Annotated in this window: 15 protein-coding genes; 4 read left to right on the top strand and 11 right to left on the bottom strand. The window is 65.8% G+C overall.

Going from position 1 to position 15,937, the window contains the following annotated elements:
• Positions 1-108: 108 nt before the first annotated feature.
• Positions 109-630: a GNAT family protein gene (locus tag QOL57_RS15360; RefSeq protein ID WP_342351537.1), complete on the top strand. Its 522-nt coding sequence runs from the start codon at positions 109-111 to the stop codon at positions 628-630.
• Here QOL57_RS15360 and QOL57_RS15355 read toward each other — a convergent pair.
• Positions 627-1,418, bottom strand: coding sequence for a CDP-diacylglycerol diphosphatase (locus QOL57_RS15355; RefSeq protein ID WP_089235945.1), 792 nt, complete (start codon positions 1,416-1,418; stop codon positions 627-629). The genes QOL57_RS15360 and QOL57_RS15355 overlap by 4 nt on opposite strands.
• A gap of 51 nt (positions 1,419-1,469) precedes the next feature.
• Positions 1,470-2,132 (bottom strand): decarboxylase, encoded by a 663-nt coding sequence (locus QOL57_RS15350; protein ID WP_089235946.1) that lies wholly within the window; start codon positions 2,130-2,132, stop codon positions 1,470-1,472.
• A 168-nt stretch (positions 2,133-2,300) separates the two neighbouring features.
• On the opposite strand from QOL57_RS15350, the gene QOL57_RS15345 reads away from it, so the two are divergent.
• On the top strand, positions 2,301-2,594 hold the full coding sequence (locus QOL57_RS15345) for a hypothetical protein (protein WP_025878511.1): 294 nt from the start codon (positions 2,301-2,303) through the stop codon (positions 2,592-2,594).
• A 49-nt stretch (positions 2,595-2,643) separates the two neighbouring features.
• Here QOL57_RS15345 and QOL57_RS15340 read toward each other — a convergent pair whose 3' ends face one another.
• The 7 genes from QOL57_RS15340 to QOL57_RS15310 form a co-directional block, all read right to left on the bottom strand.
• The gene (locus tag QOL57_RS15340; RefSeq protein WP_089237979.1) at positions 2,644-3,516 is read right to left on the bottom strand and encodes a hypothetical protein; all 873 of its coding nucleotides are present in this window, start codon (positions 3,514-3,516) and stop codon (positions 2,644-2,646) included.
• A gap of 67 nt (positions 3,517-3,583) precedes the next feature.
• Positions 3,584-5,290: a D-lactate dehydrogenase gene (gene dld / locus QOL57_RS15335; protein ID WP_089235947.1), complete on the bottom strand. Its 1,707-nt coding sequence runs from the start codon at positions 5,288-5,290 to the stop codon at positions 3,584-3,586.
• Positions 5,287-6,426, bottom strand: coding sequence for an FMN-dependent L-lactate dehydrogenase LldD (lldD, locus tag QOL57_RS15330; protein ID WP_089235948.1), 1,140 nt, complete (start codon positions 6,424-6,426; stop codon positions 5,287-5,289). Before lldD ends, dld begins: the two co-directional genes overlap by 4 nt.
• A 4-nt stretch (positions 6,427-6,430) precedes the next feature.
• Positions 6,431-7,195, bottom strand: a complete 765-nt coding sequence (lldR, locus tag QOL57_RS15325) for a transcriptional regulator LldR (RefSeq protein WP_089235949.1) — start codon at positions 7,193-7,195, stop codon at positions 6,431-6,433.
• Between the two features lie 52 nt (positions 7,196-7,247).
• Complete coding sequence (gene lldP / locus QOL57_RS15320) at positions 7,248-8,906, bottom strand: L-lactate permease (RefSeq protein WP_089235950.1); 1,659 nt, start codon at positions 8,904-8,906, stop codon at positions 7,248-7,250.
• 178 nt (positions 8,907-9,084) lie between these two features.
• Entirely contained in the window at positions 9,085-9,534 is a 450-nt protein-coding gene (locus QOL57_RS15315) for an MgtC/SapB family protein (protein WP_089235951.1), read from the bottom strand.
• Between the two features lie 147 nt (positions 9,535-9,681).
• A complete protein-coding gene (locus tag QOL57_RS15310; RefSeq protein ID WP_089235952.1) occupies positions 9,682-10,440 on the bottom strand; it encodes an SDR family NAD(P)-dependent oxidoreductase in 759 nt (252 codons plus the stop codon).
• 127 nt (positions 10,441-10,567) lie between these two features.
• Here QOL57_RS15310 and QOL57_RS15305 point away from each other — a divergent pair, with 127 nt between their 5' ends.
• Positions 10,568-10,900: a hypothetical protein gene (locus QOL57_RS15305; protein WP_089235953.1), complete on the top strand. Its 333-nt coding sequence runs from the start codon at positions 10,568-10,570 to the stop codon at positions 10,898-10,900.
• Between the two features lie 91 nt (positions 10,901-10,991).
• Positions 10,992-11,945, top strand: coding sequence for an AraC family transcriptional regulator (locus QOL57_RS15300; protein ID WP_089235954.1), 954 nt, complete (start codon positions 10,992-10,994; stop codon positions 11,943-11,945).
• Between the two features lie 57 nt (positions 11,946-12,002).
• On the opposite strand, the gene QOL57_RS15295 is transcribed toward QOL57_RS15300, so the two are convergent.
• Both QOL57_RS15295 and QOL57_RS15290 read right to left on the bottom strand, forming a co-directional pair.
• Positions 12,003-13,874, bottom strand: a complete 1,872-nt coding sequence (locus tag QOL57_RS15295; RefSeq protein ID WP_244900622.1) for a hypothetical protein — start codon at positions 13,872-13,874, stop codon at positions 12,003-12,005.
• Positions 13,875-13,996: 122 nt separating this feature from the next.
• Positions 13,997-15,907, bottom strand: a complete 1,911-nt coding sequence (locus QOL57_RS15290) for a CocE/NonD family hydrolase (protein WP_089235955.1) — start codon at positions 15,905-15,907, stop codon at positions 13,997-13,999.
• Between the last annotated feature and the right edge of the window lie 30 nt (positions 15,908-15,937).

The following is a 15,937-nucleotide window of genomic DNA, read 5'->3' as shown; positions in this document are numbered from 1 at the left end:
CCAGGTGCGGCATCGTCCCACGCCATGAACCGGTATTTCCCTACTTCCCTGCCACCGCTGCGACCGGTGCTGCGCCGCCATCTCCTGCTGCTCCAGCACGGGCCTGTCGTGCTGCGTCCCCTGCAGCGTTCGGACCTTTCCGCCTGGCGTCACTACTATCAGCAGGTCGAACGCAGCAGCAACCTGCCTGGCCATTTCGATGCCGAAGCCCACTTCCTCTGCGGTGTGCAGCGTTCACAGCTGCAACACGACAACGATCATCTGCTGCTGGGCAGCTTCGATGCGGCGGGTGAACTGCTGGACCAGTTGAACCTGCGCCTGCATTGCGCGCATGCACGCAGCGTCGAACTGCGCTGGCTGCATGCAGGGGGCTGTCCCCGGCAACGGCAGCTGCGCGCTTCGTTGCAGGCGCTGTGCACGTTCCTGTTCGAACAGGTAGGAATCCGTCGCTTGTTCGTCCTGCTGCCGCCCGATGCAGGCAGCGAACTGGTCGCTACCCTGCAGGCGATCGGCTTCGAGCGCGAAGGCCTGCTGCGCGACCACCACCTGGATGCCGAGGGCTGGCAGGACCGCCAGCTGTACGCGCTGACTGCCCCCGTCTGGCTGCAGCGGCAGCCGACGGAAAACTAGCGCACCCGCTCCAGCGAAGCATCCGCGCCGGTCAACACGCTGCAGGCATGGTCCTGCAGCTCCTCGGCGCTGGCATCGTTGCCGCTGTCCGGGTCCAGCTGCGTGGCCAGCAGGATGAAGCCGGGCGCGCCGTGCACGTCCTCGTGCCCCGCCACCAGCAGGCTCCATTGGCCAACCTTGTCCACACCGCTCAGGCCATAGGCCAGCAGGTTGAGCGGATTGGCGGTCAACGCCACGCCCGGCAGCAGCCGCGCCTGGTACTGATGGCCGCGCAACAGCACCGGCAACGGTGCCCACTGCGTGCCGAGGGTCGCGCGATTGTCTTCCAACGCCTGCAGCACGTCAGCGCGCAGGCAGTCGACGTGGATGTGCAGCTGGTGCTGCGAACGGCCATGCGGCGAGTTCAATGCAAGGCTGGCGACGCTGCGCGGCAGCGGCTGGCCCAGCGCCTGTTCGGTGCGCGCGCGGGCCTGCCAGGCGGCGGCGAAGTAATTGGGTGCGCCGCGTCGGTACAGCGCGGGGCTTTCGATGCCACTGACCTTGTCCAGCGGCATCAGCAGGAACTGATAGTGGCCGTGCGCATCCTTGACCAGCACATCGCGGTGGTCGACGGCAGGGCGCACCTGCAGGCAATCGCCGCGTGGCGACTGTGCGCCTTGGCAATCACGCTCGATCAGGCGCCACAGCGCATCCGAATGTGCCGGCGGCGGCGCGGGGGGCACGCTGGCACAACCGGCCAGCAACAACAGGGGCAGCAGCAGAAATCGCACGGCAACAACTCGCGGGATCAGGCGCGACAGGCAGCGCCGCGCGCCATTCTAGCCAGTGGGATGTGGCAATCAGTAGGTGCCGAACGGCACTTCAACCACGACCGGTGCACCCGTAGGCAGCAACTGCAGGGTATAGCGGTCCAGTGCGCCATCATCATCGGCCAGCGGCTGGCGATGGAACTGCAGGCGATAATGGGCCTCGCCCAGGCGCACCTCGCTTCCGTCGGCGGCCAGCGCGGCGGCGTCAGGCAGCAACAGCCCGCCCAGATCGCTGTAGGCACCGGCAACATCGGCGAAACCATAGTCGGCCAGTTCATCCACCCGCTGCATCGCATAGACATGCGGCAGGTACGGGCGCGCAGGGCTGCGGCCGTTGCTCAGATCGGTCACACCGGCCTGCGGCAGGTGGTACTGCTCGCGAAGCGCGGCAACGCCCAGCGACTCGCTGGCCACCTGCAGGCAGCACACCGCGCGCTTGCCTTCACGGTCGAGGACCACGAAGCGATCACCCCGGGTGGCGGCCTGCGGCAGCATCGCGAACGCCAGGTTGCGCTGCGCCGGCTGGTAACCGGCTTCGGTCTGCAGATTGCGCCAGGCACCAAACACAGGAGCTTCGGCAGCAGGCGCTGCGCTCGGCTCGGCAGCCACGGCCACCACTGTCATGCAAAGCAGCGACAGCACTGCCAGCGCCTTCACTGCGTTCTGCCTGCCTCGCAAACTGCCTGCCGTCATACCGGATCCAACACCTGCACCGGACTGGCCCGGTCTGCCCGCCGGCGCGCTGCCGGCAACGCCGGCCACTATGCAGTGCGGCGGCCGCGCGGGCAATGACCCGAACGCTGCCGGGTTTCGCGCGGTCAGTGCTATCGTGCCGCCAATCCCCTGCGCAGGAGCGCCCGCATGACCATCCGCCTGACTCTGTTGCTGCCCGCCTCGGCCTTGTTGCTGTCGGCCTGTGTCAGCACTCCCGGCCCGGAGGTCAAGGGCAGTGGCCGCTGCGATGCCAGCCAGCTGGGCTGGGCCATCGGCCAGCCGGCCAACGAGCCGAACATCCGTCGCCTGTCCAGCGAAAGCGGCGCCGGCATGGTCAATCCCATCGGCCCGGCCACCATCACCACCAAGGACATCCGCCAGGACCGCCTGCGCGTGTTCGTGGACAAGGACAACATCATCACCGCCACGCGTTGCGAGTAAGCACGCCAGCGCCGTCGCGTAGAGCCGGGCCCAAGCCCGGCTCCATGGCTCAGGGCTCGGTGTAGCCCGAGCACTCCGGCAGCGGCTGATCCGGCTGGTAAGCCCCTGAGGTGAAGCGGAAGACGCGCGTGTAGCTGCACTCCGCATCCTGTTCGGTACGCAGGTCCTTCTTCTTCAATCGTCCTTTGGCCAGCGAGTCCCGCTGCGGTGATACCCCGGCCGGATAGTTGCTGGCCTCGGTCCGGTAGCGCAGCACGGGCATGTCCTGCCCTTCGGTTGCCAGCACAAGTTCCGCATCGAAACTGTACTCGTCGTGGCAGGCACCGGCGCGCTGATCGAAATCGCGCTCGCTGAAACAGGCCCGGATCATCTTGTTGGCCGACCACGCAACGGACAGCACGTCGGCGTCCACCTGGACGCCATCATCGAGATGACGGATGCGCGCCAGTTGCAGGGTCGATGCGCTGGCACCGCCGCCGGAATACATCGCGCGGGCCTCCAGCAGACCGCCGACCAGCACGTTCTGCAGTGCCGCCTGTTGCGGATCGGCCACGGCCTGACCTGCCCCCGCGCCGGGGGCCAGGCGCACGATGAAAGGCCAGACCCGCAGGTCGCCATCGTCAACCACCTCGATGGGGACGTGGCGCATCCGCGGTTCGGCTTCATCACCCGCACGCTCGGCGACTTCCAGCGCTGCCGGCTGGTCTTCGCCCGTTGCAGGCAACGCCCGCACGCACCACTGGCCATCGGCAGTGCAGTAGCGCTCGGGGTCGTCCGCTCCGCGCTCGCCCTGCAGCAATAGCGCCTCCAACCGGTTGCCTGCAGCATCGTGTTGAACGGGTGCTACGTCCGCCGCTGCCGGCAGCGACGACGCCAGCAGCAGGGCGGACAGCACGGCGTAAGCAATACGCGTGGAACTCATGATCATCCTGTGCGCGCCGGCACGTCCTTGCGAGGGGCCGATGGTAGCGCAGGCGCTGCGTTGCAGCTCAGTGCCCGTCGCAGTCGCAGCTACCCCACCCCTTCGCCTTCGACGTCTGGCCGATGCCGGGGTTGAAGGTATTGCTCGGGTCCAGCGTGCGGTAGAAACCGGCCAGCGCCGGCTTGGCTGGATACAGATGGCCAACATTGTGCTCGGCCGGATACTCGGCACCGCGCTGGTCCAGCAATGCCCACATCGCGTGCTCGATGGCCATCGGGTCTTCACCCTTGCGCGCGATGTAATCCTGGTGGAACACGTGGCACAGGAAGTGACCGTAGTACAGCTTGTGCAGCAGACGCCCGTCGATATCGGCCGGCAACTGCTCGAACCAGTCGGCATCGTCGCGGCGCAGCGCAATGTCCAGCGCGACGATGTCCTGCACCTGCTCGCGATGCACTTCGCGGTAGCGCACGGCGGCACCGGCCACGGCGAAGCGATGCAGGAACGCCTTGCGCCCTTCGTCCGCCGTGCAACGGAAATAACCGCCTTCATGGTCGTTGAAGAAGCTGCGCAGCCACGCCTCGGTGGCGGCCGCATCCTGTGCGGAAACCTTCAGCAGCAGGTGATGCTCGTACCGCTGCCGGAACTCGCCCATGCGCTTGGGCAGGTGCGAAGGCAGCAGACCGGTCAGCGTCTGCATCACCCGGTCGGTGACACCGCGCAGGCCAAGCCGTTCGAACCAGCCATCGACCCGGCTCTTCAGCGCGAATGCAGCCGGAACGCGCGCGGTACCGAGCTTGTCGATCAGCAGGAAACTGTCCTTGCCGTAACGCTCACCGATGTCATAGGCATCACGGTGGATGTACTCGCCGGCGATCGGCAGGCGCTCGAAGCCGGTCAGCAGCTGGCGGCGGATCGCGGTCAGGCTGTCGGTGCGGTTGCTGCCGATGTAGAAGACCTCGGCGGCCTCCTTCTCGAACGTATCCAGGCGCACAGCGAATACCGCCAACTTGCCTGCCGAACCGGCTGCCTCGAAATGGCGGCTGGGATCGGCATTGAAGCGAGCCGGGGTACCGGCGTCCACCTTGCGTACTTCCTCGGCGTAACGCGGATCGGAGGCGGCACGGCCATCCCCATTGCTGACGTCTGCAGCGCGGTAGTCACCGTCCTGCAGGCGCCGCAGGATCTGCTCGGGCGTGTCGCCCAGTGCGATGCCCAGATGGTTGACCAGTTGCAGTTCGCCCTGTGCGTCAACCTGTGCATACAGCGCCAGCTCGGTGTAGGCAGGGCCACGGCGCACCAGTGCGCCCCCGGAGTTGTTGCAGATACCGCCCAGCACCGAGGCACCAATGCACGAAGAGCCGATCACCGAGTGCGGCTCGCGGCCCAGCGGTGCCAGCGTCTGCTCCAGGCGGTCCAGCGTCGCGCCGGGCAGGCACAGTACCTGCCGCCCTTCGTTCAACAGCTGGATGCCGGTCAGGCGCAGGGTGCTGACCAGCACGATCGGCCGGCCGTAGTCATCGCCATCCGGAGTGGAACCGCCGGTCAGGCCGGTATTGGCTGCCTGCAGGATGATCGCCGCGCCGCCCTGCACCGCCGCCTGCAGCACCTGCCACAGCTGCAGCAGCGTGCCCGGGCGCACTACCGCCAGTGCCGGGCCGTCGCCGAAGCGATAGCCGCGACGGAAGCGACGGGTGGCCTTGTCGCCGGTCAGTACGTGGCGGTCCCCCACCGCCGAACGCAACTGCGCCAGCACCGTGTTGCGATCACTCATGGCAGGCGCACCAGCGAATCACGGCCGATATCGGCGATGCGGTGCGCACCGGTCAGTGTCATCGCCACGCGCATCTCCTTGGCGATCAGGTCCAGCAGGTTGGCCACGCCGGCCTCGCCCTGCGCGGCAAGCGCGTAGACGAAGGCGCGACCCAGCAGCACGGTATCGGCGCCCAGCGCCAGCATGCGCACCACGTCCAGGCCGGTGCGGATGCCCGAGTCGGCGAGGATCTTCAGGTCGCCCTGCACCGCGTCGGCGATGGCAGGCAAGGCACGCGCAGTGGACAGCACACCATCCAGCTGGCGGCCACCATGGTTGGAGACCACGATGCCATCGGCACCGAAGGCGACCGCGTCACGCGCATCGTCCGGGTCGAGGATGCCCTTGATCACCATCGGGCCCTTCCAGAACTCGCGGATCCACTCCAGGTCCTTCCACGAAATGGACGGATCGAAGTTGCTGCCCAGCCAGCCGATGTAGTCCTCCAGGCCCGTTGGGTTGCCACGGTAAGTGGAAATGTTGCCGAGGTCATGCGGGCGTCCGCGCAGGCCCACGTCCCACGCCCAGCGCGGATGGGTGATGGCCTGGCCGATGCGGCGCATAGCAGCATTCGGGCCACTCATGCCCGAGTGTGCGTCACGATAGCGCGCGCCCGGCACCGGCATGTCTACGGTGAACACCAGGGTGGTCACGCCCGCCGCCTTTGCACGCTCCAGCGCGTTGCGCATGAAACCACGGTCGCGCAGCACGTACAGCTGGAACCACATCGGCCGCTGGATCGCCGGCGCGACTTCTTCGATCGGGCACACCGACACCGTGGACAGCGTGAACGGAATGCCGCGACTGTCTGCCGCGCGCGCCGCCTGCACTTCACCGCGACGGGCATACATGCCAGTCAGCCCGACCGGGGCCAGCGCCACCGGCATCGCCAGCTTCTCGCCGAACAGCTCGGTTTCCAGGCTCAGGTCGGACATGTTGCGCAGGATGCGCTGGCGCAGCGCGATGCCGGACAGGTCGGACACGTTGCGCTTCAGCGTGTGCTCGGCGTACGCGCCGCCATCGATGTAGTGGAACAGGAACGGCGGCAGCCGACGCTCGGCTGCTGCACGGTAATCGGTGGAGGCGGAAATGATCATGGGGTCAACCGTGTGGGGAAGGCAGGCGCGAGGCCCGCGTACGCCGGGCTTCGTTGTCATCAAGCGTGCGCAGCGTGGTGTGCACGAACTCGAGGTGGGCATGCGCGGCGGCGCGCGCACGTTCGGGGTCGCCGGCCAGCACCGCATCCATCATTTCGCGGTGCTGGTCGGACAGTGGCGAGAAGGTCCTGGCCGAGGTGTACAGCTTTTCACGGCTCTGCGAGATGTTGGTCTGCAGCAGCTCGAACAGACCGCGCATCACCTGCAGCAGCACCAGATTGTGCGATGCCTCGGCGATGGACAGGTGGAAGGCCGCATCGGCCTCGGCTTCGCCGGTGGGGTCATCCTTGCCATGCGCGTCCATCATGGTCTGGAACGCCTGGGCGATGCGCGCGCGGTCCTCGTCGGTGGCGCGCAGCGCCGCGTGCCAGGCCGTGGCGCCTTCCAGTGCGTGGCGGATTTCCAGCACGTCGAATCGATATTCCGGGTCGCCCTGGAACAGCGGCAGGTACGGTACCAAGGGTTCATCCAACGCCTGCCGTGCACGTGCGGCTGGCTCGCTCACGTAGGTGCCGCCGCCTACCCGCGCGGTCAGCAGGCCGTGGCTGGCCAACTGCGCGATGGCCTCGCGCAGTGCCGTGCGCGAGACCCCGAGCTGAACCGCCAGCGTGCGCTCGGCCGGCAGCCTGTCGCCCGGCTGCAACTGCTGTTCCTGCACCAGCGCACGCAGCTGCGCGGCCACCTTGTCCGAAACCCGTTGTGTGCTCATGGCGCCATTGTGGCCCGAAGCACGCCGCTGTTGGTCGGCCTGCGCTGCATGCTCAGGGAATCATCCAGGTCAGCCAGTAGGCCTGGGCCAGGGTGATCAGGCCGACCATCGTGGTGAAGATCAGGCTGTGCTTGACGGTGAAGCGGAACAGGTCCGATTCCTTGCCGGCCAGGCCCACCGCTGCGCAGGCAATGGCAATGGACTGCGGCGAGATCATCTTGCCGGTGACACCGCCGGTGGTGTTGGCCGCTACCAGCAGCACGTCGGACACGCCGATCTGCTGCGCGGTGGTTGCCTGCAGCGCCGAGAACAGCGCATTGGACGAGGTATCCGAGCCGGTCAGGAACACGCCCAGCCAGCCCAGGAACGGCGAGAAGAACGGGAACGCCTTGCCGGTGTGCGCCAGTGCCAGCGCCAGCGTGGCCGACAGGCCCGAATAGTTGGCGATAAAGGCGAACGCCAGCACCATGCCGATCGAGAAGATCGGCATGCGCAGCTCGCGCACGGTTTCGCCGAAGGTCTGCAGCGCGGCCTTGGCCGGCATGCGCAGGGCGATGATCGCGATCACCGCGGCGAGGATGATCGAGGTACCGGTGGCCGAGAACCAGTCGAACTTGTACACCGCCTCATAGCTCAGCGGCGCTTCGACGATCGGCGGCATCTTCTGCACCATCTGGTCCAGGCCCGGCACCGGAATCTTCAGCACCCAGCTTTCAAGCGGGCCACCGGCTGCGAACAACGACTTGAACGGCTTTATGCTCCACACGGTGACCATCGCGGTGAGGATCAGGAACGGCGACCACGCCTTGGCGATCTGGCCAACGCTGTGGCGCGGTGCTTCCAGTGCCTGTGCCGCCGCCTCGGCGCTGGTTTCGGTATCGAAGCGGAAGATCCGTACCGGCTTCCAGCGGCGCAGGAACAGGGTCAGGCAGACCAACGATGCCAGCGACGCGGTGATGTCCGGCAGTTCCGGGCCGATGAAGTTGGAGGTCAGGTACTGGGCAATGGCGAACGAACCACCGGCCACCAGCACCGCCGGCCAGGTTTCCTTGATGCCACGCCAGCCATCCATGATCGCCATGATCCAGAACAGCACGATGATGGTCAGGAACGGCAGCTGGCGGCCCGCCATCTGGCCGATCTCGAAGGCGTCCAGGCCTGTCACCTGCCCCGCCACGATGATCGGAATGCCCATTGCGCCGAACGCTACCGGCGCGGTGTTGACGATCAGGCACAGGCCGGCCGCATACAGTGGCTTGAAGCCCAGCCCGACCAGCAGCGCGGCGGTGATCGCCACTGGCGCACCGAACCCGGCCGCACCTTCCAGGAAGGCACCGAAGGCGAAGCCGACCATCAGCATCTGCAACCGCTGGTCCTCGGTGACCGACAGGATCGAGGCGCGGATGATGTCGAACTGGCCGGTCTTGACCGAGACCTTGTAAAGGAACACCGCGCCGATGATGATCCAGGCAATCGGCCACAGGCCATAGACGAAGCCAAAGCCCGCCGCGCCCAGCGCCTGCGCAACGGGCATGCGATAGAACAGCAGTGCCACGCCAAGCGCGATGGCCACGGTGATGGTGCCGGCGATCCAGCCCTTCATGCGCAGCACGGCCAGGGCAATGAAGAAGAAGGCGATCGGCAGCAGCGCGATCAGGCTCGACAACCACAGGTTGCCAGCGGGGTCGTACACGTGTTGCCAGGGCTGCATGAGGGCTCTCGACAGGAACAGGAGGTTCCCCACTGCGTGGGGGCGTCGTGTCCGTCATTATTGGTCGTACCATTTTGACCGATGATCGGACCACAGGCGGGAATTGAACCGCCAATCCTGCGAAAAGCCTATTAGACCATAGGGCTATACGAAATTATTGGTCTTACCATTTGTTTCTCTACAGCTTCTTCTCCACCCGTCGGATCAGTGCGAGCACCAGCACGCACAGCACGCTGACGCCGAACGCGATCACGTACTTGCCGATGCCCACGGCAATGCCGATGGCCGCCGCCATGATCAAAGAGCTGGCCGTGGTGAGCCCGCTGACTTGGTCCTCGCGATTGCCACGCAGGATGGTGCCTGCGGCGACGAAACCGACGCAGGCCACCACCGCTTCGATCAAGCGCACCGGGTCGACCTGCAGCAGATCGCGGTAGCGCTCCTGCTGGAAGTGTTCGGCCACCGAGTCACCGAGGCCGACGATCAGCGCAGCGGCGCCGGCAATCAGCATGTGCGTGCGCAGGCCGGCAGCGTGCTTGCCCATCTCGCGCTCGACGCCCAGCACGCCGCCAAAGACCATGGCGGCGGCCACGCGCAGCAGAATGGACATGTCCTGGGTGAGTTCCATAGGGAGGCTCCGGTAGTTTCCCGGAGCGTTGCGCGGCGGCCGTGGGACGGCGGTGAAGGCGATGGCACGCCCTCTTCACCGCGCGGATTCATCGAGGCATGCCGTGGACCTGCTGATCACCGCCATGCCTACCCCGGTTGCACCCGGTTACTGCGCCAGATAGCCACCATCGATGGCGTAGTAGGCACCCGTCGCGAACGAAGCATCGTCGCTGGCCAGCCAGGCCACCAGCGCGGCCACTTCCTGCGGCGTTCCCAAGCGCTTGAGCGCATGCCGCCCTTCCAGCGTTGCACGCACCTTGGCGTCCATCTTTTCAAGCAACGGCGTGTTGATGAAGCCCGGGCCTACCGCATTGATGCGGATGCCATCGGCGGCGTGCTCCCATGCAGCCGTCTGGGTCAGGCCGACCACACCGTGCTTGGCCGCCGCGTAAGCGGTCGAGCCGGCATAACCCACCTGGCCCAGGATGGACGCCATGTTGATGATGCTGCCGCCGCTGCCCGCCGCACGCATCGCCTGGATCTGCGCCCGCTGGCACAGGAACACGCTGGTCAGGTTCACATCCACCACGCGTTTCCAGCCATCGATCGGATAGTCGCCGCTGCTTGCCGCAGGCCCGCCGATGCCCGCATTGTTCACCGCGATGTGCACGCCGCCCAGTTCCTTCGCCGTGCGCTGCACCGCCGCTTCCACGGCAGCTTCGTCGGTGACATCCAGTGCGATGCCGATGGCCTCAGCACCCTGGTTGCGCAGCGCGGCTACTGTTGCATCCACCGCTTCCTTCTTCAGGTCCCATACCGAAATGCGCGCACCGGATGCAGCGAGCGTTTCTGCTACCGCCAGGCCGATACCGGAAACACCACCGGTCACGATCGCGGTTTTTCCGTTGAGCTGGTAATCAATCATCTGTGGTCTCCATGCGTTGGGAATCGATGCGGACAGAAACGTCCGACTCCACCGACACTACGCCTTTCTTCGTGACGAAAGCGCTGCATGGGGGATACTTGCGCGCATGCCCGGCACAGAAACTCCCATGCGTACAGCCTGCGTTCCGCTTACTGCCGATGCCGAACGGCGGCTGGATACCGATTCCTGCCTGCCCGGCGACCTGTACGAGGTGATGCTCAGCGATACCACGGTCGATCTTCTGTTCGACAGCGGCTTCCTTACCACCCTCAATACCCGGTTCGGCCTGCTCTTTGACCACTACGAAGACGAGTCGATCACCCAACCCGAGCAGTTACAGTACGCACGCGCATTGCTGCGCGACCTTCAACTTGGCCGTAAATGCCAATCGATTGACCCGCTAGATATCGCATTCGGGCTAGCATTGGAGAAAATGACAGGGATCTATTTCTACCTCTGAAAGCGCAGGACCGATCCGCGCTGCAGGTGCACGATGGAACGTGCGGGCACATCGTCGCCGGCACCCATCTTTTATTGTTGAGCGCCGAGCGATGTCCCGATATTTCACGTTTGCCGATTACCGCCGTTTTGGCCAGCGACACGGCTATGACTACCGTGCCGATCCAAGCCATCTGCGCGAAGAACAGTGGGCCGGCCATGGCGACCTGCACGAACAGACCCTGCGCGGGGGAATGAGCCTGCTCGCATCGGATGTGCACAACCGCATCGCCTATACCGCCACAGCGCACGAAAGGCCCGGCCTGGTCATCCGCGTGATGCTGCAGGGCCAGGTCGACGTGCAGGTTCCCAACCGCAGTGACTTCAGCCTGCGCGCAGGCACCGCAGTGACCACCAGCCACCGCGACCATGTGGCAATGGTCGGCGTCCATCCGGGTAATACGCGCCTGCGTGGCATCAGCCTGTTGGTACCTGCCGACCTGGATCCGGACGTGTTCCAGCAACCGCAGCTGCAACAGGCGCTGCGCGCGTCGCTGGAATGCCGCCACTGGGCCATCCCGCACGCGATGCTGCCGACCCTCGCGCAGTTGTTCGAAAGCCCTTGGCAGGACGATCTGGATGCACTCTGGCGCGAAGGCGTGGCGCTGCAGCTGCTGACGGTGGGTCTGCAGGCCGATGATCTGCACGTTGAAGGCGCACGCATGCTGCGCAGCGGCCAGCGCAGCCGGCTCGAGCGCGTGCGGGCCTTCCTGCACGATGACCCCAGCCATGCGCACAGCCTGGTCGAGCTTGCACAGTTGGCCTGCATGAGCCCCAGCGCGCTGCGGCGGCACTTCGTCCAGGAATATGGCTGCTCGGTATTCGACTATCTGCACGAGCAGCGCATGCGCCATGCCGAGCAGGGCCTTCGCGAATCGGGCTGGAGCGTGGAGCGGGCCGCTGCGGAAACCGGCTATCGACATCCCAGCAACTTCGCCGCGGCATTCCGCAAGCGCTTCGGGCTGGTGCCCAGCCGCTGGCGCACCGGCCCTTCGAAGGTCGGCTGAAGCTCTGTGCGTTCCTGTCCGCGCTGGACCCTGCAGGGCCCAGCGCAGCATGAAACGCTAGTGGATGCCGCTATCCTCCGCCGCCTGCATTACTGCCGCAGGTACCTGGCAGGGCCGCTTTGGATCGCTGTCCACGCGCCAGCCTCGGCCCAGCAGGACACCTGAGTCGCCCTCGCCCCCACGCTGTTCCTTGCTGCAGTGAATGGCACTGGCCAGTACCTGGCCGTCTGCTCCAAGCCACTGACGCACTCCATAGTTCGTGTCGTCCACGGCAATATCCAGCGACAGGGCGAGGATCCCAGGCACGCGATCGCCGCCTTCGCGCACAGGCACCCTGCCCATTGCACCGGATTCGAACCGGCGGCGCACCAGCACGCGCTGGTTGCCATCGAACAGGGTGATCTCGCTTTTCCAGTCGCCATCGCGTCCGACGTGCTGGCGTGTCCAGACCCGCTCGGCCGACATCGGCAGGATCTGAGCATGAATCGGCGGCAACACCTCGCGACCATCGGCCAGCATCATCCCGTAGCTGCCGTCACGCAGGAAGATCAGATGCGCGGCAGTCAGCTCTTCGACCGAGCCGAAGGATCTCGCCACGACCCTGCCCTGCTGCGTGTTGTAGAGGTGCGCGTTGCCTTCGTCATCGCCCAGCACCAGCAGGGGTGGAGCGATGTAGTCTTCCTGCAGGCGCAGGCCTGCTGGCATCAGGTGCGGCCGCAGATCGCCGCCAATCCACAGGCGCGGTGATCGTTCGCCCGCCAGCGTGCCAAGTACACCAGCATCGGTCGCGCGGTAGTCGACCACGTCTGCCTGCTCGAACAACACCCTGCCATCACAATCGAGGATCGCCGCGCCGACGCCAGCATAGGCATTGCGCAGCCGCCATGGAAACTGCGGATGGTCGTTGGAACCCAATGAGCGCGCCTGCGCGACCACCGTTCCCTGTGCATCGATGATCGAATCGACCTCGCCTTCGGCGCGCAGCAGCCAGCGTCCCGGACAATAGTCCATCATCGAGCCGGTGGCGCTCGCAGGCAGGACGACGAAGCGGCCATCCTGCAGCAGCCAACCACGCTCCGGCGCGTCGCTCTCAAGGCCGTTGGCATGGCGATTCATCTCCAGTGGTCTGTCTGCAGCACGATCGAACCTGACGCTGCTGCGATAACGTGGCCATCGCGCCACGCCCTGGTACAGCGCCCGGTCAACGCGCGTGCCCGCCGCATCGACACGCGCCCAGGTGTCCAGCTGTCGCAGCCACCAGCCGTCGTCGTCTGCTGGACGCGCCTCGTCGAAGATGGCGCTCAACAGCACCGCGCCCTTCTCATCCTGCACGCGGCATGGGGCCATTTCATAGTCGCCGCAGATTACGTACACCTTCCGATCTGCGAAGGGTCCGCCCACCCATATCTCCTGCGCATCGATGTGCAGGACTTCGCGGCCGTCGAGGCTGAAGATGCGTGCCCCGCCATCGCGCCCCTGCCAGGCCATCCGATCCGACGCGATCACCATCCAATCACCAGCCTCGCGCATCGGTGGGAAATGCACCTTTCCCTGCACATCGGCCAACCCGGTTCCCAGGTAGTGTCCCTGCGCATCGCGCAGCTCAACCTTCCAGAGCACATCGCTGCCCTCAAGACGGTCGCCGTAGCGGATGCCTCCCGTGGACGCGTGCAGCAGCCGGCCTTCATCATCGAACCACTGCGAGCGCTGCGCTTTGCCGTTGCCTGTCTGCCGGTACCAGTCGCTGCGGTACCAGCGATCCGGTCCCAGCGGAATGATGTTCGAGCCATCAGGTGCCACCCGCAAGCGACCATCCGCACCCAGCAGTGGATCGCCTTCAAATCCGCTCGGCTGCGGCGCGAAGGCACCAGGACCGGCCATCGCCACACCGCAGGCCGACAGCGCGCAGCAGAGAAACATCCTTTTCATCGTTCACACCATCCAGAGCAGCGCTGCACGCTATGCGATGCTGGTGAACGATGCAATCGAAGCATTGCCGTTGCGCGGGCGGATGCCGACCTTGCGTCGGCATCCATCCCGGCAGAGTCCGCTCAATACACTGGCAGCTCGATGTAGCTGGCCTGCGCGGCGCTGTGCCATACGCGCTGTGTGGCCTTCTGGTAGTCACCCGGCTTGGCCAGGTAGATGTTGGGCACGTAGGTCTGCGGGTTGCGGTCGTACAGCGGGAACAGGCTGGACTGCACCTGCACCATCACCCGGTGGCCCTTCTGGAAGGTGTGGTTGGCATTGGGCAGGTCGAAGCGGTACGGCAGCACCTGGTTGGCCGCCAGCGCCTTGGGATCGCTGAAGCTCTCGCGGTAACGGCCACGGAAGATCGCCAGTGACACCGGCAGCTCATAGCCGCCCATTTCCGGCGTCGATGCCTCCTGGTCCGGGTACACGTCGATCAGCTTCACCACCCAGTCGCTGTCAGTGCCGCTGGTGGACGCCTGCAGGTTCACCACCGGTGTACCACCGATGCGCAGCGGCGCGGCCAACGGCTCAGTGATGAAGGTCAGCACGTCAGGCCGGCCATCGACGAAGCGCTGGTCCTTGACCAGCCAGGTGGTCCACATGTCGCGGTCACCGAAGCGCACCGGGCGCGGTACGAACGGCACCGGCTTGGCCGGATCGGACACGTACTCCTCGAAGTCGCCCTCGCCCGTCGCCGGCGCCTGGAACGCCAGTTTGCCACCGGCACGCAGGTACAGCGGCTTGCTGTTTGCCGCGCACGCCTTCTCGCAGCTGCGCGGCCAGCCCTGCAGGCGGTCCCAGTGGTTTTCACCGGTGTTGTAGACCAGCACCGGTGGCGTATCGGCCTTCGGCGCGCCGTCCACCAGGTACTGGTCGAAGAACGGCTTGAGCACGTCGCGGCGGAACTGCAGCGCGGTATCGCCATCGAATTTCAGCGCCCCGAGTTGGCTGCCGTCATAGTTCACCTGGCTGTGCCGCCACGGCCCCATCACGAGGTAGTTGTGGGTGTTGCCGGTATCGCGCCCTTCCATCGCCTGGTAGGCATGGTTGGCACCCCACATGTCTTCCTGGTCCCACAGGCCCTGCAGCCACATGGTCGGCACCTTCAGCGGCGTCTTCGCCATCACCGCATCCAGCGCCTGGCCCTGCCAGAACGCATCGTACGCAGGGTGCTGCACCAGCTTCTTCCACCAAGTCAGCTGGTCCACACCGGTGAAACGCGCGTAGTCGCCGGCGGAGCCGATGCGCAGGAAGGTGCTGTAGTCGTCATAGCCCAGCGACGGCAGCGGCGTGCCCTTGCCGCGCTTCTCGGTCTGCATGGCGAAATAGTTGAAATTGACCTGGCGGAAGGCGCCGTAGTTGAGCCAGTCGTCGCCCATCCAGCCATCGACCATCGGACTCTGCGGCGCTGCCACCTTCAGTGCCGGGTGTGGATCGGTCAGCGCCATCACCACGGTGAAGCCTTCATACGACGAGCCGAGCATGCCGACCTTGCCGTTGGTTTCCGGCACATGCTTGACCAGCCAATCGATGGTGTCCCACGCATCGGTGGAATGATCGACCTTGGTACCGTTCAGCGGCCCGCGCAGCGGCCGGGTCATCACGTAATCGCCCTCGGAACCGAACTTGCCACGGATGTCCTGGAACACGCGGATGTAGCCGCCATCGACGAACACTTCATCGCCCTGCGGCAGCAGATCGCGCATGCGCGGAGAGTCACTGCGGCTGGCGCGACCGGCGGCGTCGTACGGTGTGCGGGTCAGCAGGATCGGCGAGTTGTGGGCGCCTTTGGGCACCACGATCACCGTATACAGCCTGGTGCCATCGCGCATCGGCACCATCACCACGCGCTTGTCGTAGTCGCGGCCCACATCGGGAGCGACGAAGGGTTTTCCGCTGATGTCCGGGGTCATCGGCGGCGTGTCGGCGGCCAGCACGGTGCTGGACAGGCTCAGGGCTACGGCAACAGCAACGGCACGCACACGCATGGACATCACCTCCCGGCAGGAAAGACCCCA

The organism is Stenotrophomonas sp. yr243, assembly GCF_900184195.1.
Classification (GTDB): Bacteria; Pseudomonadota; Gammaproteobacteria; order Xanthomonadales; family Xanthomonadaceae; genus Stenotrophomonas; species Stenotrophomonas lactitubi.
The sequence above is the reverse complement of the archived record's forward strand: the minus strand, read 5'-3'. Positions and strand labels throughout refer to the sequence as shown.